We start from the raw sequence: 17,752 nt of genomic DNA on the forward strand, positions 1-17,752 counted from the left end.
AATATATCATCAAGAGATAATAAGGAGTTACATATGTCTTATATGAAAAACGAACAGGATATTCGCTCTCAGGGCGTTTATTATAGTGCTGGACTCAGGAGTTACCTAACTAAAGTATACAATTATATGGCTTTAGCTTTAGGTGTTACAGGGCTTGTTGCGTTTTTAACAGTGTTTTCTGGTCTTTTCCAGGTGATTTATTCCAATCCTGTTCTATCGCTTGTGGTAATGCTATCTCCAGTTGCATTGGTGTTTTATATGTCTTTTAGGCTTCAACACCTAAGTGCTCAGTCAACACTTACTGTATTTTTTCTATTCTCAGTTTTAATGGGAATTTCTTTATCTCATATTTTTATAATTTATACTGCAGAAAATATAGCGAGAGCATTTTTCATTACATCGATCATGTTTGGTTCTATGGCTTTATATGGTAATACTACAAAAAAAGATCTTACCAGCATGGGTTCTTTTTTGATTATGGGAATCTGGGGGTTAATCATTGCATCTATAGTTAATCTGTTTCTTGGAAGCAGTCCTCTCTATTTTGCAATATCGTTTGTATCAGTGATAGTGTTTACTTTAATGACCGCATACGATGCTCAGAGAATCAAAGATGTTTATTATAGATATAATGATGGCTCAGAAGTTGCAACTACTAAGCTGGCAATACTTGGTGCAACTAATCTTTACTTTGACTTCATCAATATATTCCTCAATTTACTCAGGTTACTTAACTTGTTCAACAATAAGGATTAGATGATTTCCTTTTTAAGGGGAAACAATAAAAGTTCTATAGTTTTCCTCCTAATATCTTTAGTGGTATTGATGCTGTGTCTTGCATATGCTTCAGTACCGTTGTATAGCATCTTTTGTAAAGCTACTGGATATGGTGGCACAACGAGAAAAGTAACTAATGCAACAATAAATGCAACTGACCAAAAAATCAGGGTTCACCTTAATGCTGATATAATATCAGGTCTGCCTTGGGAATTTAAATCAGAAACTAACTACATCGATACAAATATAGGGCAACAAAGTTTAGTATTTTATTATGCAAAAAATTTATCTGATCAGCCTTCTTTTGGAATGGCAGTGTATAATGTCACACCTTTTAAAGCAGGTAAATATTTCAATAAAGTTGCATGCTTTTGTTTTGAAGAGCAAATGCTGCTACCAAAACAAAAAGCGGCTATGCCCGTATCCTTTTACGTAGACCCTGAAATAATGCGTGACAATAGTACAAAAGATTTAAGTGAAATAACACTATCATATACGTTTTTTAAGCTTAAATAACAAACCTTTTCCTATTGTAATCCGAACAAGGTTGTACGATACATCTATTGAATTGAGCAGGAGCTCTTATTTGCTTTTTGCACACTGACTACTTGTGTTTCAGTGTTCGTTGTTGCTAATTCCCATCCTTCATTATTTGCTTCACAAGCATTCCAACATTGAGCCAACTCCTTTTATTTTTTACAGAATCTGGTATTTCTATGTTGGGATTTTTTTCTAATGTATGCTTAATTAGAATCTCACAGCAATTTTTGCGTTCAATTGACTTATCTTTACAATATAATTCAGCAACACACTCTAAAGCAGTGTTTCCATTGTAGTTTTCATCTGGGCTATCATTCACTCCCGCTTTTATGAGAGCCTTTAATATGTCCGGAGAATGGGTCAAAACACAGGTATGTAAATATCCTTTTTCGTTTTGCACATTAGCTCCTGCTTTTATTAAAACTTGCGCTAGATTTGTTAAAGTGTACGGTTTATAGTTAATGGCGATGGAAAAAAGACTATCTATTGGAAAGCCATCATAATCTTTCAAGTCAAATCTGTGATTAATATCAAATCCTTTTTTTCCCAAGAAGTATATAAATATTTACAATAGTCTCCTTTTTTATCTGATTTTTGCATTTTACATTTTAACCTTTCTTTTATTTTTATTATTGGTATCTAAATCGTCATCTTCATCCACTTCACACAACACATTGAATAAAACACCATAAAGCCAAGTTTCTCTGTTTGTCATAATTTGTGCCTCAAAACTATTAACAATACGCTTATGTAGTGTATAAACTCTAAATAACATTTTGCAAAATATTAATTGCTAGATAACATAATTAAAGTTTTTGTCTTACATTTATCATGGTTAGAGCTATACAAATTAAAAAAACTGGGGGGCCAGAAGTATTAGAATTTGTAGATAAGAGCATAGGTGAGCCAAAAGATGAGGAAGTCTTAATACGTCATACAACTATCGGCTTAAATCGTTATGATTTAGAACACAGAAAAGGTACACGCAAAATTAAAGATCTGCCATCAGTACTTGGAGTAGAGGCAGTAGGAGTTGTTGAAAAGCTTGGTAAAAAAATTAGTGATGGACTTAAGGTTGGAGATAGAGTTGGATATTGCACAGCTCCTCCAGGGGCATATTGTGAAAAGCGCATTGTACACCAGAAATATTTGATAAAAATTCCGAATGATATACCTGATGAAGTTGCTGCTGCAGTATTGTTTAAAGGTATGACAGCTCACTATTTAGTTAATCAATCTTATAGAATCAGGCCTGGTGCTTTTGTACTAGTTCATGGAGCTAATGGTGGTTTGGGGCAAATAATATGCCAATGGGCAAAGGATAAAAAAGGTGTAGTGATAGGTTCTATAAGCTCTGACGAAAAAATGAAGATAGCTTTACAAAGTGGCTGCACATACGCAATAAACTACAATGATAAAGACTTCGTTTCTAAAATCATGGAGATTACGAAAAATAGAGGAGTAGGTGCGGTGTATGACCCTATAGGTTACGCTACAAGCAAGCTCTCTTTTGAATCTTTAGGTAAGTTTGGCATATATGTTTCCTATGGGCAGATATCAGGTAATGCTCCTATTAATTTCTCTTTACTTAGTTCGCGTTCGTTATTTGCAGCTGGAACTTCGATATATCACTACAAGCACAATAGACTTACGTTAGTGCTTACTGCAATGGAAATTTTTGAAATGATAAGAAAAAAACTTTTAATCGTACGAATTAATAAAAAATATAAATTTGATGAAATAATAGGGGCTCATCGTGACATGGAAAATAGAAAAATAAGTGGGCTAAATATCATCAAAGTTTCTTAAAATAAATTAGTAACCTAAAATAATTATTCATTAAGTCATATCAACAAGAATTTCATATGGTTAATTCTCTTTTTGGGAAAGTTAAAAGCATACAGCTGAACTGACTGAGATTTTTACCGGACTAGTTTGAAAAACTTGTCATTCTGCTACTCGTTAGTGGCGTGGTAATGCGATGTTTTATCTATAGATATTATGTTCACAGTAGTTTCAAAAGAAGCTGAGTAAATAAGTTATATTTCAAATTAGATTTGGTGTCACATCTAACATTATAAGTATTATCACTTTAATAGTATATGGAGCTGTTATTTTTCTTTTAAATGAATGCTTTTTTCTGTTTTACAATAGTTTTAGAGTTGAGGTTATAGTACTTAGAAAGTTTACATTGCTTTATGAATTGTCTCTGTTGTTCTGATATATCCAGTAATCATAAGTTCTCCTTTAATGGCATTTTGTTCTCATGTTTTATATACCATTACACTCTGGGACCATACATATAAGGCTAAAGTTTGCTGAAAGTCAATTAAAATTACTTAATAAATTGACTATATAAACTAAAAATGCTAGTATTATATTATTAATTTTAAGTAAAGGTACATACTATGAGCTATACAAGAGAACAGTTAAAAGAGGCGAGGCAAGCAAAAAGTAACCTAGAAAAGAAATTTGAATCAAAACTAGAACTAGCAGCAGGCACAATAGTGATACTAACAATAGCACTAGGAATGGGCGCTGTTACTGGGGCTCTTGCAGGTTTAGCTCTAAGTTATGTTAACTTGCCACCTCTCATTGCAGGTGGAATCATTGGTTCTGCAATGTTATTAGTAGGCTTAATCAAGGCTTGTTTTTTCTCAAAAACTACAAATCTCAACGATATACCAGAAGGCATGTCCAAAGAACATGAACAAATTTTGAGAGAATATAGCAACAGCGCTGAATATAAAATTAAAAATTATGCAAATACTATCAGTATTATTGGTGTTTTTTTTGGAGTTGGAGCAGGACTAGTTGCTCTTGGTTTTACATCACCCGCAGCTATAGGTGCTTTAACTTTTGTAGTGAGTGTGATTGCTTGTATTCCTTTAAGTTTCTTAATTGATAAAGCAATTGAGTGCTTTTTTCCAGAAGGAAATAGACAGCCAGGTAGTTCCGTTGATGGGGAGATATACAAAGGAAATAAACAGCCAGGTAGCTCAGTTGATAGTGATGTGAAAATTGTTGATGGGGATGTGTGCAGGAGAGTATTTTAAGAGACGATAGATAGAAGTTTTTGAAGAGGATTTAGCCCATTTTTTTGTGTTAAGTATAATTGAATTATCAGCTTAATTCCTAATCCTGCATAGCTAGTTGATTTTCCCATCCAAGAATCATTTTATTAGCTTGCCTCAATGTTTCAATAGAAGGCAAATCTTCTGTGCTGAGTGGTAGGCGGACAGTTTTGTGTTCTATGAGCCCAATGTCATGCAAAAGTGCTTTAGTAGGTATTGGATTGCTGGCAGTAAATAGAGCTTTGCAAGCTTGTTGCCAACTGTCTGCTTGAGGGTTCTTGCCGCTCATGCATTGCTTAACATATTCATGTACTACACTTGGCCAAACATTGGCAGCAACAGAAACCAGACCAGCCGCACCCTTAGCAGCCATATCAAATATCATATTATCGTCCCCACAAAACACCTCAATATTTGGTGCAACTTTCTTATACTGAGTTAAAGTATCAACGGTGCCACTTGAATCTTTGATAGCCCAAAATTTTTCGTGGCTGGATAAGTTGCGTACAGTTTCAGCGTGAAGACTCACTCCTGCTCTTGATGGAATATTGTAAAGCATGGCTGGCACATGTGCTTTTTCAAGCAGCTTTTCAAACCATAAAGTTTGCCCCATGATTCCAGGCTTTGCATAAATGGGAGTTGTCATTAGATAGCCATGAATAGGCATACCCTTGCAAAAATCAAGCCATTCAAGAGTCTGATATAGATTCACTCCTGGTACACCGATTATAATTTTCGTATTTAATTTTAGCTCACATACAAATTCAACTAATGTGCGCTTTTCAGAATCAGTAAGTGATAAGCTTTCACCTGTGCTACCTAGCAACACTACACCATTTTCAGCTTCAGCTTGCATTGTTAGTAAACGCTGCAAGCTTTGGTAATCTATACTATCTCCACTGCAATTAAAAGGAGTAACACAAGCAGTCCATAAAAATGTAGATTTCAATTGAAGTTATTAAAATGGTATTTCATCATCGATTAGTTCGTCTTTTATATCGTTGTCAAAACTTCCGTGTTTATCTTTTTGTTCTGTTTCATTTTGTTTGTATTCACTTGGCTTGTAATCAGAGTTTGACATACTGTTTCGTGAATCTAAAAGGGTAAGGGCACTATTAAAGTTATATAGCACCACCTCTGTCGTATACCTTTCGCTACCATTTTGGTCAGTCCATTTTCTAGTTCTCAGAGAACCTTCAACATAAACTTTACTACCTTTGCGCGCAAAATCCTTAACAATTTTTACTAATCCTTCACTAAAAATTACAATATTATGCCATTCTGTCTTTTCAGAGCGCGTACCAGAAAATTTGTCAGTCCAACTTTCAGATGTGGCTATCGAAAAACTTGCCATCTCTTTTCCATTTTGTGTAGTCCTAATTTCAGGATCTTTTCCTAAATTACCAACTAATATGACTTTATTTATAGTACCACTAGACATAATTATGCTTTAAAATAAATCTCTTTATTATCTTATGTGAGAGTATTATTGTCAAATTTAATTAAAAACGCGCTTGGAGGGATTCGAACCCACGACCTTTGCCTCCGGAGGGCAACGCTCTATCCAACTGAGCTACAAGCGCAGATGTATTAGATTATTTAATAGATAAACTATCTAAATCAAATTTTTGTTCTGGATAAAGCGTAAACATAATACCTCCATGTCCAAAATGTACATTTTTAGAATTGCTTATCCGTTCTTTTGTTATCTTTTGGTTTACAGCCCATGAAAAAGTTACATAATTTTCAGTTACTGAGTGCACTTTTAAATCCTTAGTATTTATAAACAACTTTCCATTTACCCATATTTTCCATGTATCGGGGGAAAAGTATAAAATTGAATCTAAACTGACTACTTTACAATTGAAATTTTCTTCCTCTGTAACTCCTGAAGACTGTAAGTTAAACTTTTCCATCTCACTAACTATTCTATTAACCTGCTCTTCATCAAAAAAAATGCTTTTTATGCTACCATATTGCGATAAAGTACTCTCTGCTGCCTCTTTTATTATATCGTCTCGATCTATATAATAATTGTTGATAAAAAAACACTCCTTCGCACGCAAATTTGCTATATCAATGAAGTCATTTATTTCTTGATTTCCAACTTTTAAAATACTTTTTAAGTACTTCTTTTCTATAATCATTCCATCATTAGAATGATGACAGACCATTTCATCATTGCCTTGTCTTTCTATATATACACATAAATTTTCACTATTTAACCCTAATATTTTATGCTCAATAAAATCTTCATTACTAATATGCTGTTGGCAAGAATATTTTTTACAAATCCCTATATTTTCTACAAGATCTTCGCAATTGCAATATGCACTAAAATTAAAAAATAGCAGCGTAAAAATAAAAAACAACTTTATATTCATCTACTTAATATGGTATACCAATCAAAAACTATACTAGCTCTCACTATCTCTATCATATTACCACTTAAAATCTGGTTTATAACTTTAGCATCTATATTTCTCTGCTTATTCAAGGTAAGAGATCTGATCATAACATAACCAGGAAGATTTGGAATAGACTGTAGAAATAAAAAAATATGCTTATCGCTAATTGAGCTTAAACTTAGAACCACTTCACTTCTTATTACTTTTGTATGTTCACTTTTATTGTGGAGTTCAGCTTCTTCAGGTATAGAAATTGATATTTCAGGTTCTAACATGTAGTGTTTTTTATATAGCTTGTTAAGCTCAAAATTTAAATTTGTAATGTATCTGCTACTATGTAAGTTTGAAGAAGAAATTCTTTTCCATAAATCTAGGTTTTTATTTAGAACGACTTCTTTCTTTTGAATTTCAATGATCTGTAAATTAATAGAGCGTATTTCCTCAGCTGCAGTTTGATTTTTATTATAAACCTTTTTGTTATAGATAATAAAACACGTTGATAACCCTATTAATACAATAGATAACAATAAGTAATATATGCACTGAATTGTAGCTTTTCTTTTTAGTTGAGAGATAGTCATCAATCTACATTGCCTCTCCTATTTCAACATCAATAGATAGATTTTTCTCTTTAGTAGTAGGTAAGCTAGAAATACTAATATCATGAGTACGGAAATTATCGTTTAAATTTTTCTGTAGTTTCTCGTATTGATAAGAAATGTCTTTACCAGATTGAAAATTAAACCTTAAAGTTGTGGTAATATAACTTTTTGCCTCATTATAATTCCACTCAAATAATTGAAGCTCTACATCTGGTACTTTTAGCTTTTCTACATACTTAACCTGTATGAGAGGAGAGTACTCTATTTTTGATAAAATATTATTTATATTAATAAAATCGTAAACTTCATCTATCTTTTTTACATTATAGCTTTGGCTAAGTTTTATTAGTTTGTTATTTAAAGCACTCCGCGTTGCAGATAAATTATCAGCAACATTAAAATTTGAATACAAATTTTGCAAACAAAAGGTGTTAATTACAATTAAAGTCAAAAGGAGGTATAGAAAAATCCGAGGAGAGTTTAAATAAAGGTAATTGAATAGATAAAATTCTTTAGTTTCTTTTGTATTAAAAACATCTGTTGGCTTATTCTTAAAGCTATGGAACAAAATTGTAGTATCACAAAAGCTATCTTTTTCGCATATAGCTAATTCTGCTCCCAATAGTTTACCTAGCTCATATGGAGTCAATATGTTCACACTATTCTCTGAAAAATTTATAACTGATAAACTAGATTTAATAGCTTCTGATACTATGATGCAAAGGTCGATAGGGTCATTTTTTTCAAATCCAAACTTAGTTAAAGATTGAATTGTATTTTTCACTTCCTGATATATTTCACCAGCAATGATTCCTGGTAAATTATCATTAGTAAATGGTATTAAACGTGTAAATATCATTTTGTTCTCTTTAAGAACCACTTGTCTATAGCCACCTGTTTTAGTTGCAGCAACTATAATTTTCCAGTTACTAGGATCTTTGTGTAGAATCTTTTTTGCTATACTGACTAGTTCTATAGGAAACATTAATATTCCTTTAAAGTTAGAGCCTATTTCAACAAACACGTCCAACCAATATTCTATTAAATGATTTGCTTTTGATGAAACAAATAGATACCACCAGTTTTGATTAAATTTATTCGGCTTTTCGACCAAGAGAATAGAATTTATATCGTTATTATGAGCAAAATGCTCTACTTTTGTTTTTGCTGATAGATAAGCACTAATCCTATTTACTCTTGGGATAGACTGTAGCAAATAGTTCTGATCAGTGTGATTGAGAACCAGATATAAGGGTGCTTTTTTATCTGATGAGAGACATGAAATTAAGTCAGAAACAACTTTATTATTTTTGTCCTTAGCAAAATATCTTTTATTTAAAGTATCATTTTTAAAATATAGTAACATTGTGCCTTCTTTTCCTATAGAAAGCATAAACTTACTTTTGGGTTTTGACCCAAACATATTAACAAAGTGTATACTCATCTAGAATTAAAAAGGTAATTTATTGAAATTCATTAAACATTAGATGACAATATTACTTATATTATAAGTTTTTGATAAAATTAGTAGTAATATTAACCCTTTTGTATGATGAAGGTTTTTTATATTTGTGCTAGACACAACTTAACCTGACAAACGAGGATTAATTATATCTCAGCTTGATATTTTATTCTCCAACAGACTGAAAATTGAATTAAGCTAAAGACTTGATTTGACGCACGTTGTTGCACATTACCATTTAGTATACTTGAACTGAACATTTTCAGTGAATCCATCTGGCATGACTGAAACTTTTGTATTCATATTTATTTTTAAGTAATTTACTAGCTCATCAACTAATATATCAGGAGCAGAAGCACCTGCAGTAATTCCTATTTTTTCTGCGCCCTGCAACCAATTTTTGTTCATACATTTATAATTATCAATCAAATAGGCTCTTTTTCCTGTGGAAATGCACAGGTCTAATAAACGGTTTGAATTTGAACTGTTTTTGCTTCCTACAATTAACACTACGTCTGTAATTTTAGCCAATTTTTTAACAGCGTTCTGCCTATTTTGTGTTGCATAGCATATATCTTTTAAGTCGGGGCCTGTAATGCTTGGAAATCTGAGCTTCAGTGTAGCAATAATTTCTTTGGTATCGTCAATACTTAACGTGGTTTGTGTTACATAAGATAAATTATCTGGATCTTTGATTTGTAAATTGTATACGTCTTGCATAGTTTGCACTAGAGATATAGGATTACTTACTCTTCCTATAATTCCTTTAACTTCTGGATGATTTTCATGTCCAATTAGAATTAATTCTTTACCACTATCCTCATACCTTTTTGCCTCTTTATGTACTTTGCTAACTAATGGACATGTTGCATCAATCACTTGAACACCCTTTCTTTTTGCCTCATCCTCTATACTTTTCGACACTCCATGTGCGCTAAAGATCAATATTCCTCTATTGTCTTTAATGTCTTCTATGCTGCTTACAAAAACCACTCCTTGTTTCTTGAAGTCCTCTACTATATACTTATTATGAACGATTTCGTGTAGTACATAAACTTGGCGTTCATTTTTGTATTTCTCTAAAGTGATTGCTAATATGTCTACAGCTCTTTTAACCCCTGCACAGAAACCGCGTGGTTCAGCTAAGATAATCTCCATTTTTTAAGTAAGTATGTAAACATTGCTAAAAAGCAAGCTCCGCTCACTATGTTTCATATCATGACTGCTTTACTATAATTTCAAATTTATCATTACCAAGATTTTTGTTAATATACCAGGAACCGTCATCTTTAATTACAAATTCAGGACCCTTGAGGTCTCTTGTTATTGTCCTTCCATCTTGGCCATCCATAGCAATATGGATATCGAATGTAACGATGTCTAGATTTACCATGGCTTTTTTCCCACTGTATGAATTTAGACTAAACTTGCCCAACATGACATCATTAATACTCACTTCTCCTGCATAAGTATCACACTGACCATCTATACAACACTCACTTTCAATATAAAAAAGATCTAACATATTTAAATCTATAAAAAAAAAGAACTAAATTTATATACTAAATACAATTCATCATTAATAAGCAACTATAGATTACTTTGGCTACAGCAATAATGTAAATGGAAGTATAACATAATTAATTGTATAAGAAACTACATTTTAGAGAAATGGTTGTTTAGTTTTTTTATTAATTTTTTTCACCATACTGTCAATCATGTGTTTTATTCCTTGATATACAGAGTATATACTTTCGTCATTACGCATATAAGCAGAGCAGGAAAATACATTATGTTTTTCATCTTCTATTGATAACTCTGTATCGCATTTTATATGTTCGCCGCCGAGTTTCTCTATTAACTGTTCTTTATCGTCTCCTATAGTTACCTTAATCTTACTTTCTTCTTTACTTATCTTGCTACTTAAAATTGAAGCAATAACGGCTGGAGATATACATATAGTTCCTATTGGCTTTTTTGCAACAAAGAACTCTGAGACTAATCTTTCAAACTCAGGCATTACTGTTTTATTTTCAGCTAAGTCAGATAAATTTTTCGCAACTCCATATCCACCAGGTACGACTAGCATGTCAAAATTTTCAGCTTTAGCTTCTCTTAAATCATTTATCTCACCTCTTGCAATTCTTGCTGATTCTACAAGTACATTCCTTTTTTCTTTTACTGCTTCTTTTGTTTTGTGATTCATAACTTGTTTGATATCAACATCAGGAGCAAAGCACGTGACTTCAACTTCCTGCTGATCAAGCACAAGCAAACTTAAAACTGCTTCTCTCACCTCTGTGCCGTCGAGGTGGCCGCATCCTGATAAAACCACAGCGGCTCTTAATTTTTTCTCACCCATAAAATACCTTGATTTCATATAATCTAGGTATTGTAATACAAATTCCATATTTGGAAAGGAGTAATTATTTTATGTCAATTATAATATAATTAATAATTAGTATATATAATTAGGCATATTTATAATTGATGGGAATTGAATATGGTACAAGGTGATGCAGCAAACTCAGCTATTTCCGAGAAGTTAATTGAAAGTGTAGTGGAATATATTATTGGAAAAGAGGATTTGTTACAAAAATTGGATAGTCTACTAATACTAGATGGCTTTGAAAAGAAAGGTGAAACTTCTGACAAATCAGATATCAGTAAATTTCTGATGAACAAACCAGTTGTTATTGAGGGTGTAATGAGTCTTATGTTCGAGAATTTTGAGAAGAACAAAGTTGAATTAGAAAAATTTATAAAACTAGCAGATAAAACAGAAGGCATGGAGAAAGAGCTTGAAACTTTAGGCAATCAACTGTTAGCTCAAGAAGTTATAAGTGTAGCAGCATTTACAACATTGACGGGTGCACTAGCAGGTTTATTAACAGTAGGAGGAGTGACCGGTGCATTAATTGTTGGTGGAGCAGCATTTGTAGGATTTATGGCACTATTTGCTATAGCTGCTATTGGTTATGCCATATATCAGGATAGAAGTGAGATAAAAGAAGGTGCGGTTGAAGCAGGAAAAGCAGTGAAAAGTTTTGTGAAAGATGTGATCGATAAATTACCTACAATTCAAGCAAGAGAGAATAATTTTGATAGATTACGTAGTGAATTGCTTGCAGCTATTGCAGACAATACTAAGTTAAAAGCAGGGCAAAGCATTGAAGACGCTAATAATCAGAACAAGATAGTAGAAATGCTTCGAAATCAAGAGCAACTAGCAGCCATAGGAAAGTTAATAGGGGAAAATAAGGCTGGTCTTTTGAGCAATCTCATGAGCAAGGGTACTAGTACTCATGAGGAAGATATGGAGAAACTTGTAGGTTTTATGAGTGAATTTCAACCTGCAATTATGGCCATTGGTGATAATGACATAGAGAAGGTAAGAGAAAAAGTTAATAAGAAAGTTAAAGAAATGAAGCCAAGTCCTGAAGTGAAGAATCCAAGTTCTGAACAAGTTGATGGAAACAAAATGAAAAAATAGAATTGATGCATTTGGGGAGCGTTTTAATGTATCTGTCTATCTTATTTTGCCACCCTGCTAAGCGGACACAAAAAATTACTTCCGCATATTTTAAATCTGATTATAATTACAATTAGAGATATTTATTGAGCTCAAAAATCTATCTCCGTCTGCAGACCTTTTTTATTAAACTTATTAAAAATGTATTCTTCAGTGTATATCTGTCGTATGTGCGCTGCATTTTTTTCTAATCTTTTTTACAGGGGGATTTTATGTCCAGAATTCCAGATATTTGACCTTTACTTTAGCTAATAAAAACCAACTGGTACCTGCGGTTTTTATAGCTACGTTTCTCAAACAAGTTTCAAATGAATAGATTTCTTGCATAACTGGAATTCAAAAGTTGATGTCATTCTAGCGCGTGACGCTAGAATCCAGTCCTTTTGTGCAAAAAACGTTGTAAAGTAACTTAGTTGGATCCCAGTGGGCTTTTTAACTGTTGAAGAAAAAATATGCCACAGAAAATGAAAGTCAGTAACCAAAACGAATATAACAAATTCCTTGAAAAAAGGGGGAATATTTTTCGTTACATCGATGAAGCTATCGAAAATTGGTATGAAAATAGTCCAAAAATGCAGGGCGGCAACTATATTTATAGTGATAAAGTTGTGATTTTAGTGCATATAATCGTCAGTTTCTTTAGAATTGGTTTAAGACAAACAGTCGGGTTTATAAAAGGGTATTTGCAACAAATAGGAAGAGATTTGCAGCTATTCACAAGCATCAAAAAAAACTTAATATTAAGATAAATGATTGCAGGATTGATAAAAGCAACATGGAAAATATTGAAATTATCATAGATAGCACAAATTTACAGTAACACTCCTGGCCACAGTAAGGAAAACAGTGCAGATAGAAAGTACCGAAGCTACGAGCAAGTAAGAAAGTTACATGTTATGTTAAGTGTGAATAGTAAAAAAGCTATAGCTGCAAGATACAGTAATGGCGTCTACTCTGACCACTTGCGATTTGCTTGAAGAAGTTAATTTTCAGCACAAAATAAAAGCATTATATGCAGATAGGGCATACGATAGGCAAAAACTTTATAAATTGTGTAAGAAATACGATATAAAGACAAAAGTTCTACCAAAAAAGGATGCAGCAGAACATTCAAAAATAGATTATATGTCTGACAGAAATGTTGCTATTAGGTTAATAAAATTATATGGACAAGATGGTGTAAAAGAGTGGAAAAAGGAAGTACATTATGGGAAAAGATCTTATATAGAAGGATTTTTCTCAAGGTTGAAGCAAGTATTTGTTTAGGAATAAATCTGAAGTAAATCGTGAAAAAGAATTACTAATTAAGTGCTATTTGCTTAATAAATTCACTGATATTGGTATGGCTAAATTTGAGATAGTTACATGAATTTACCATAAATCACCATCTCATAAAGTGTGATGCAACAAAGCCATCCCAGTGTCAGCTACTCTGATGACACCAAAGGGGCACTTGGATAGAGGCTACTTGAATAAAACCATCATAAGGTGAAACTAGATTCCAGTGTCAAGCACTGACCATCTGCTATGCAATTTACTTTCAAAAATAAACGTTCCAGTGGTTTCATCTTCTTTCATCCCAGTGTTTCCTTCTCTTTTCATCCCAGTCTGGGATCCAGTTTTTCATATAATCTCATCACAAACATTTATTTTAATTTAAAATCAATACCAAATTTAGAATCAAAATTCCTGGATTCCAGTGTTAAGCACTGACCATCCACTATGTAATTTACTTTTTTATATAATAAATAGTACTAATTTACTAATATATTAATTGACAAGTGGTGTAGGTTATACTATTATTAAGATATATAGTTAATATCTTAATAACCAATATGCCAAAATATCTTAATCGCATTGCTCAATCTATTGTATTAAAAGTCTATACTGATAAAAAACATCCTAGAGTTAAAGTGTTTTGTAAAACTGAAGATAGAGAAGATGGACAAGTTGAAACAAGACTCTCAAAACAGGAAATTGCGGAGTTTTTGAATCAATTTGCCAATAAAGGAAAGCACCAAATTTCTATCAGTAAAAATGTAGAACAAGGTATAATTAAAGATATAGAAGGTATACGTAGAGAAAATGGTAGATATGTATACAAAGCACCGGATTTATCAGCTGAAGGACAATATAATAAATTATTTGAAAATGAGCAAGCCATTCAATTTAATTTGAATGCTTTTATGTCAAGTAGTGTATCTAAAATTGCACAATTAAAAGATAGATTTAAAGAAATTTTAGGTTTTGATCCCGAAGAAGGGTTATGTCACTCATTAAATTACTTTATTACTTTTATAAAATTAGAGAATAAGCAAGATTTTGTTAAATTTCTTGAGTCTGATAATATTATATCTGAACAAGATTTTATGAACTATATTGATGAAAGAAAAGAACAAACGAAAAAGTTATTAATGATGCAGTTTTTATCGCAATTCTTACCTATTCTTGATATTCAGAGCATTGAAAAGCGAGAAGGAGATCCATTTTATTATGATGAGATAATATATAAGCAATTATGTAACGATCTATCTTCAACAAAAGTATGGATCGATACTGAGCAAGAACAAATCAAACATGTCTTAAATAATGTGGAGATAGGATGCTACTTAGAATTTAATTCTTTTTGTTTTACTCATAATAGAGCAGATGTCAAGGGTGCTGGACATTCTATGTTGGTGTATAAAGCAGAGAATGATAAATACATATTTTTTGACTCTAATAAAGGAGCGGTTGGCTTTTGTCCTGATACAGGAGCTGCCAATTTTACATTAGAGGAAGTTTGTAGGGTAATGGAACTTGCTGTAAACCGTTATTCATATGATATGTATATTGAAAATTTTGCAGATTATTGCCAAGTTTATATTATGCTTAGAAATGCAACACTAATGTTAAAGAAAGCCGAAAAGCTTTACGAAACAATGGAAAGAATAAATTCAAAAATAATTGATATATCAGTTGATAAAGGTATGAATAAATTGTTGCTCACACCTGCAAGTCTGTGAAAGGACATAACTCGATCTTTTTGGCTATTTACCAAGTATAGACATCAGCTCATCCCATTCTCTTTTACCCATGCCACTTTCTTCTCTCGTAACATTTTCTCCTTTTATTAGCTTGCGAATTATTTCAAGACCAGTTTTTGAAATACAGGCTGATTTTAAGGAGTATTCAATGAAAGCATTATAGGCCAGCGGGACCCATTTCTTTACTATGTCCAACATAACTTCTGCATAGACTCTAATTTCATATTGGGCGTGCTGATCAGCTCTAAGCCTTAAAAAGTGAAGAAGGTTGTGTAAATCTATTTTCCAATAAAACTGAGTATAGTAATTAAGTGTTAGATTAGTTCGGGCAATTTCCCTTGCAAGGCCCTGTTCAATAAATTTCTCATAATGAGAATATACTAAATTAGAATCATTTATTAGAGAATCTATTATTTCTTTTGAAGTACTTGAGTCAAAAGCTTCACCGCTGCCTTGTTTATTATTATCAGATTGTTTTGCAACCTGTTCTGGTATATAAAATTCATTATCAAGTATCGAATACCTTCCGGAATATTCATTCACATTTGCAGTTCTATGTCTTATCCACTGTCTTGCAATAAAAATTGGAAGTTTCACGTGAAACTTAATTTCACACATTTCAAATGGAGTTGTATGATGATGCCTCATCAAATACTTTATAAGCGCCTCATCTTGATTTATCTGTTTAGTTCCCTTTCCATAAGAAACGCGAGCAGCTTGAACTATGGCGCTATCAGAGCCCATATAATCAATTACTCGAACAAATCCATGATCTAATACTTTATGTTCTTCGTATAGAATGTCATCTATTTCTTTTACTGTAGTTCGCTTAGTTGTCTCATTCATAATATATCCTCAAGATGAAACGAAAATATCAGCCCCGCATGAATTGAGTTTTTCGTCCATTGCTTCATAGCCTCTCCATAAATGATGTGAGTTATTTATTGTAGTTTCTCCTTTAGCTACCAAAGAAGCGAGAATTAAAGCTGCTGTTGACCTTAAGTCATTAGCATGCAGATTAGCTCCAGATAAGCTCTTTATTCCACTTATAGTAGCTTTATTTTTTTCGATGCTGATATTAGCACCTAATTTTCTTAGCTCATTTGCATGTGCAAATCTACTTTCAAAAACGTTCTCTTCAATGATTGATATTCCACCTGCAATTGACATAGCAGACATTAGTTGTGGTTGCATATCACTGGGAAAGTTGGGATATGGATTTGTTGCAACGTGAGCAGATTTAATAGAGCCATTTTTTCTAGAAATAATAATACCATCATCATGTAACTCAACTCTGGCTCCTATAGTCTTCAATTCATTTGCAATACATTCTATATCAGACAAACTTACTCCTTCTAACTTTAGCTCGCCGTCGGTAATGATAGCAGCCAAAGCATAAGTACCGGCCTCTATGCGATCTGGTATTATTTTATGCTCACACCCATTTAATGCTTCAACACCTTCTATTGTGATTTTTGTATTATTAACTTCAATATTGGCACCCATAATCTTCAGAAACTCTATTAAATCAAGAACTTCCGGCTCGATTGCAGCATTGTTTATTATTGTTACTCCCTCTGCAAGTGTTGCTGCCATTATTATATTTTCTGTTGCACCAACACTTACTTTTTCAAATGTTATTTCTTTGCCTTGCAATTTCCCCTTTGTTGTTGCAGTTATATTACAGCTATCAATTTCAATTTTAGCTCCCATTGCTTCAAGTGCCTTAATATGAATGTCAACAGGACGTTTTCCAATATTACATCCACCAGGAAATACTGTTGAAACTCTACCAAATCTGCTGAGCATTGGACCTAGCATTAAAAAAGATGCTCGCAGTCTGCTTGCAATTTCATGTGATATTAAATAGTTATTGATATTGCTACAGTCAATTTCCAAAGTGTGATTTGCTTTATAGTCTTTATTGCATATAAAATTTACTTCTGCACCAAGACTCTTAAGCAGCTCAGACATCAAATGCACGTCAATTAAATCAGGTACGTTATGCAAAGTTATTGAAGAATTACTAAACAAGCTTGCCGCCATTATTGGCAAGACTGCATTCTTTGAACCATTAATCTTGATTTTTCCAATCAAGGGCTTATGGTTACTTCTTACTAATATTTTATGCATTTAATCAAGCGATAGAACTTATCAAGTAAGTATAATAGGTTAGCGGTAAAAGGCAAAATTTTGCTTTTTCTTCTTCTGTCATTCGAGTAGTTGACACTGGGATCCATTTCTTCATCATCATCAAAATGTTATATTTCAACATTACTTTTATGCTGACCAATTTAACTGGATTCTAGTTTCAGCTACTCGAATAACATT

At 32.6% G+C, this 17,752-nt stretch carries 20 protein-coding genes and 1 tRNA gene; 8 read left to right on the forward strand and 13 right to left on the reverse strand.

Annotated features, from left to right (window positions below):
- Positions 1-33: 33 nt before the first annotated feature.
- Positions 34-756: a Bax inhibitor-1/YccA family protein gene (locus tag ACICP1_RS05775; RefSeq protein ID WP_007302228.1), complete on the forward strand. Its 723-nt coding sequence runs from the start codon at positions 34-36 to the stop codon at positions 754-756.
- The gene (locus ACICP1_RS05780) at positions 757-1,293 is read left to right on the forward strand and encodes a cytochrome c oxidase assembly protein (RefSeq protein WP_010407017.1); all 537 of its coding nucleotides are present in this window, start codon (positions 757-759) and stop codon (positions 1,291-1,293) included. It begins immediately after the preceding gene.
- A gap of 115 nt (positions 1,294-1,408) precedes the next feature.
- On the opposite strand, the gene ACICP1_RS05785 is transcribed toward ACICP1_RS05780, so the two are convergent.
- Entirely contained in the window at positions 1,409-1,867 is a 459-nt protein-coding gene (locus tag ACICP1_RS05785; RefSeq protein ID WP_265025233.1) for an ankyrin repeat domain-containing protein, read from the reverse strand.
- A gap of 281 nt (positions 1,868-2,148) precedes the next feature.
- Here ACICP1_RS05785 and ACICP1_RS05790 point away from each other — a divergent pair, with 281 nt between their 5' ends.
- Together ACICP1_RS05790 and ACICP1_RS05795 are read left to right on the forward strand one after the other, a co-directional pair.
- A complete protein-coding gene (locus ACICP1_RS05790; RefSeq protein WP_395461275.1) occupies positions 2,149-3,126 on the forward strand; it encodes a quinone oxidoreductase family protein in 978 nt (325 codons plus the stop codon).
- A 599-nt stretch (positions 3,127-3,725) separates the two neighbouring features.
- On the forward strand, positions 3,726-4,373 hold the full coding sequence (locus ACICP1_RS05795) for a hypothetical protein (RefSeq protein WP_230608965.1): 648 nt from the start codon (positions 3,726-3,728) through the stop codon (positions 4,371-4,373).
- A gap of 79 nt (positions 4,374-4,452) precedes the next feature.
- On the opposite strand, the gene dapA is transcribed toward ACICP1_RS05795, so the two are convergent.
- The 9 genes from dapA to elbB all read right to left on the reverse strand — a co-directional run bounded on the left by dapA (position 4,453) and on the right by elbB (position 11,225).
- Positions 4,453-5,340: a 4-hydroxy-tetrahydrodipicolinate synthase gene (gene dapA, locus ACICP1_RS05800; protein WP_026092622.1), complete on the reverse strand. Its 888-nt coding sequence runs from the start codon at positions 5,338-5,340 to the stop codon at positions 4,453-4,455.
- A 9-nt stretch (positions 5,341-5,349) separates the two neighbouring features.
- Positions 5,350-5,832 (reverse strand): single-stranded DNA-binding protein, encoded by a 483-nt coding sequence (gene ssb, locus ACICP1_RS05805; RefSeq protein WP_006014313.1) that lies wholly within the window; start codon positions 5,830-5,832, stop codon positions 5,350-5,352.
- Between the two features lie 68 nt (positions 5,833-5,900).
- Positions 5,901-5,974, reverse strand: a tRNA-Arg gene (locus tag ACICP1_RS05810).
- 12 nt (positions 5,975-5,986) lie between these two features.
- Positions 5,987-6,775, reverse strand: a complete 789-nt coding sequence (locus tag ACICP1_RS05815; protein ID WP_010407002.1) for a hypothetical protein — start codon at positions 6,773-6,775, stop codon at positions 5,987-5,989.
- A complete protein-coding gene (locus ACICP1_RS05820; protein ID WP_010406999.1) occupies positions 6,772-7,380 on the reverse strand; it encodes a hypothetical protein in 609 nt (202 codons plus the stop codon). Before ACICP1_RS05820 ends, ACICP1_RS05815 begins: the two co-directional genes overlap by 4 nt.
- A 4-nt stretch (positions 7,381-7,384) precedes the next feature.
- Complete coding sequence (locus ACICP1_RS05825) at positions 7,385-8,824, reverse strand: hypothetical protein (protein WP_264683445.1); 1,440 nt, start codon at positions 8,822-8,824, stop codon at positions 7,385-7,387.
- Positions 8,825-9,094: 270 nt separating this feature from the next.
- Entirely contained in the window at positions 9,095-10,021 is a 927-nt protein-coding gene (ispH, locus tag ACICP1_RS05830) for a 4-hydroxy-3-methylbut-2-enyl diphosphate reductase (protein WP_139686676.1), read from the reverse strand.
- Positions 10,022-10,079: 58 nt separating this feature from the next.
- Positions 10,080-10,388 (reverse strand): hypothetical protein, encoded by a 309-nt coding sequence (locus ACICP1_RS05835; protein WP_264377506.1) that lies wholly within the window; start codon positions 10,386-10,388, stop codon positions 10,080-10,082.
- A 138-nt stretch (positions 10,389-10,526) separates the two neighbouring features.
- Positions 10,527-11,225, reverse strand: a complete 699-nt coding sequence (elbB, locus tag ACICP1_RS05840; protein WP_395461276.1) for an isoprenoid biosynthesis glyoxalase ElbB — start codon at positions 11,223-11,225, stop codon at positions 10,527-10,529.
- Between the two features lie 141 nt (positions 11,226-11,366).
- Between elbB and ACICP1_RS05845 the strand changes: the two genes are divergently transcribed.
- From ACICP1_RS05845 to ACICP1_RS05860, 4 genes are all read left to right on the forward strand, one after another.
- Complete coding sequence (locus ACICP1_RS05845) at positions 11,367-12,356, forward strand: glycine zipper family protein (RefSeq protein WP_395461277.1); 990 nt, start codon at positions 11,367-11,369, stop codon at positions 12,354-12,356.
- 491 nt (positions 12,357-12,847) lie between these two features.
- Positions 12,848-13,144 carry a transposase gene (locus ACICP1_RS05850; RefSeq protein ID WP_064085849.1) on the forward strand — a complete coding sequence of 99 codons (297 nt, stop codon included), beginning with the start codon at positions 12,848-12,850 and terminating at the stop codon, positions 13,142-13,144.
- A 193-nt stretch (positions 13,145-13,337) separates the two neighbouring features.
- Positions 13,338-13,661 carry a transposase gene (locus tag ACICP1_RS05855; protein ID WP_395461278.1) on the forward strand — a complete coding sequence of 108 codons (324 nt, stop codon included), beginning with the start codon at positions 13,338-13,340 and terminating at the stop codon, positions 13,659-13,661.
- Positions 13,662-14,230: 569 nt separating this feature from the next.
- Positions 14,231-15,400, forward strand: coding sequence for a hypothetical protein (locus tag ACICP1_RS05860; protein ID WP_395461279.1), 1,170 nt, complete (start codon positions 14,231-14,233; stop codon positions 15,398-15,400).
- Positions 15,401-15,424: 24 nt separating this feature from the next.
- Here the strand turns inward: ACICP1_RS05860 and thyX are convergent, their stop codons facing one another.
- Genes thyX through ACICP1_RS05875 form a run of 3 tightly spaced genes read right to left on the reverse strand, consistent with a single transcriptional unit; the run spans position 15,425 to position 17,696 of the window.
- Entirely contained in the window at positions 15,425-16,267 is an 843-nt protein-coding gene (thyX, locus tag ACICP1_RS05865; RefSeq protein WP_254229278.1) for an FAD-dependent thymidylate synthase, read from the reverse strand.
- 9 nt (positions 16,268-16,276) lie between these two features.
- Positions 16,277-17,554, reverse strand: coding sequence for a UDP-N-acetylglucosamine 1-carboxyvinyltransferase (gene murA, locus ACICP1_RS05870; RefSeq protein ID WP_264682849.1), 1,278 nt, complete (start codon positions 17,552-17,554; stop codon positions 16,277-16,279).
- Positions 17,555-17,558: 4 nt separating this feature from the next.
- Positions 17,559-17,696 carry a hypothetical protein gene (locus ACICP1_RS05875; RefSeq protein WP_265030755.1) on the reverse strand — a complete coding sequence of 46 codons (138 nt, stop codon included), beginning with the start codon at positions 17,694-17,696 and terminating at the stop codon, positions 17,559-17,561.
- Between the last annotated feature and the right edge of the window lie 56 nt (positions 17,697-17,752).

Origin of the sequence: Wolbachia endosymbiont (group B) of Ablattaria laevigata (assembly GCF_964277395.1) — a bacterium.
Taxonomy (GTDB): Bacteria; Pseudomonadota; Alphaproteobacteria; order Rickettsiales; family Anaplasmataceae; genus Wolbachia.

Coding starts and splice junctions, on each gene's coding strand:
- ACICP1_RS05775 (WP_007302228.1), top strand. CDS start 34: ATGTCTTATATGAAAAACGAACAGGATATTCGCTCTCAGGGCGTTTAT.
- ACICP1_RS05780 (WP_010407017.1), top strand. CDS start 757: ATGATTTCCTTTTTAAGGGGAAACAATAAAAGTTCTATAGTTTTCCTC.
- ACICP1_RS05790 (WP_395461275.1), top strand. CDS start 2,149: ATGGTTAGAGCTATACAAATTAAAAAAACTGGGGGGCCAGAAGTATTA.
- ACICP1_RS05795 (WP_230608965.1), top strand. CDS start 3,726: ATGAGCTATACAAGAGAACAGTTAAAAGAGGCGAGGCAAGCAAAAAGT.
- ssb (WP_006014313.1), bottom strand. CDS start 5,832: ATGTCTAGTGGTACTATAAATAAAGTCATATTAGTTGGTAATTTAGGA.
- ACICP1_RS05815 (WP_010407002.1), bottom strand. CDS start 6,775: ATGAATATAAAGTTGTTTTTTATTTTTACGCTGCTATTTTTTAATTTT.
- ACICP1_RS05820 (WP_010406999.1), bottom strand. CDS start 7,380: ATGACTATCTCTCAACTAAAAAGAAAAGCTACAATTCAGTGCATATAT.
- ACICP1_RS05825 (WP_264683445.1), bottom strand. CDS start 8,824: ATGTTTGGGTCAAAACCCAAAAGTAAGTTTATGCTTTCTATAGGAAAA.
- ispH (WP_139686676.1), bottom strand. CDS start 10,021: ATGGAGATTATCTTAGCTGAACCACGCGGTTTCTGTGCAGGGGTTAAA.
- ACICP1_RS05835 (WP_264377506.1), bottom strand. CDS start 10,388: ATGTTAGATCTTTTTTATATTGAAAGTGAGTGTTGTATAGATGGTCAG.
- elbB (WP_395461276.1), bottom strand. CDS start 11,225: ATGGGTGAGAAAAAATTAAGAGCCGCTGTGGTTTTATCAGGATGCGGC.
- ACICP1_RS05845 (WP_395461277.1), top strand. CDS start 11,367: ATGGTACAAGGTGATGCAGCAAACTCAGCTATTTCCGAGAAGTTAATT.
- ACICP1_RS05850 (WP_064085849.1), top strand. CDS start 12,848: ATGCCACAGAAAATGAAAGTCAGTAACCAAAACGAATATAACAAATTC.
- ACICP1_RS05855 (WP_395461278.1), top strand. CDS start 13,338: ATGGCGTCTACTCTGACCACTTGCGATTTGCTTGAAGAAGTTAATTTT.
- ACICP1_RS05860 (WP_395461279.1), top strand. CDS start 14,231: ATGCCAAAATATCTTAATCGCATTGCTCAATCTATTGTATTAAAAGTC.
- thyX (WP_254229278.1), bottom strand. CDS start 16,267: ATGAATGAGACAACTAAGCGAACTACAGTAAAAGAAATAGATGACATT.
- murA (WP_264682849.1), bottom strand. CDS start 17,554: ATGCATAAAATATTAGTAAGAAGTAACCATAAGCCCTTGATTGGAAAA.
- ACICP1_RS05875 (WP_265030755.1), bottom strand. CDS start 17,696: ATGTTGAAATATAACATTTTGATGATGATGAAGAAATGGATCCCAGTG.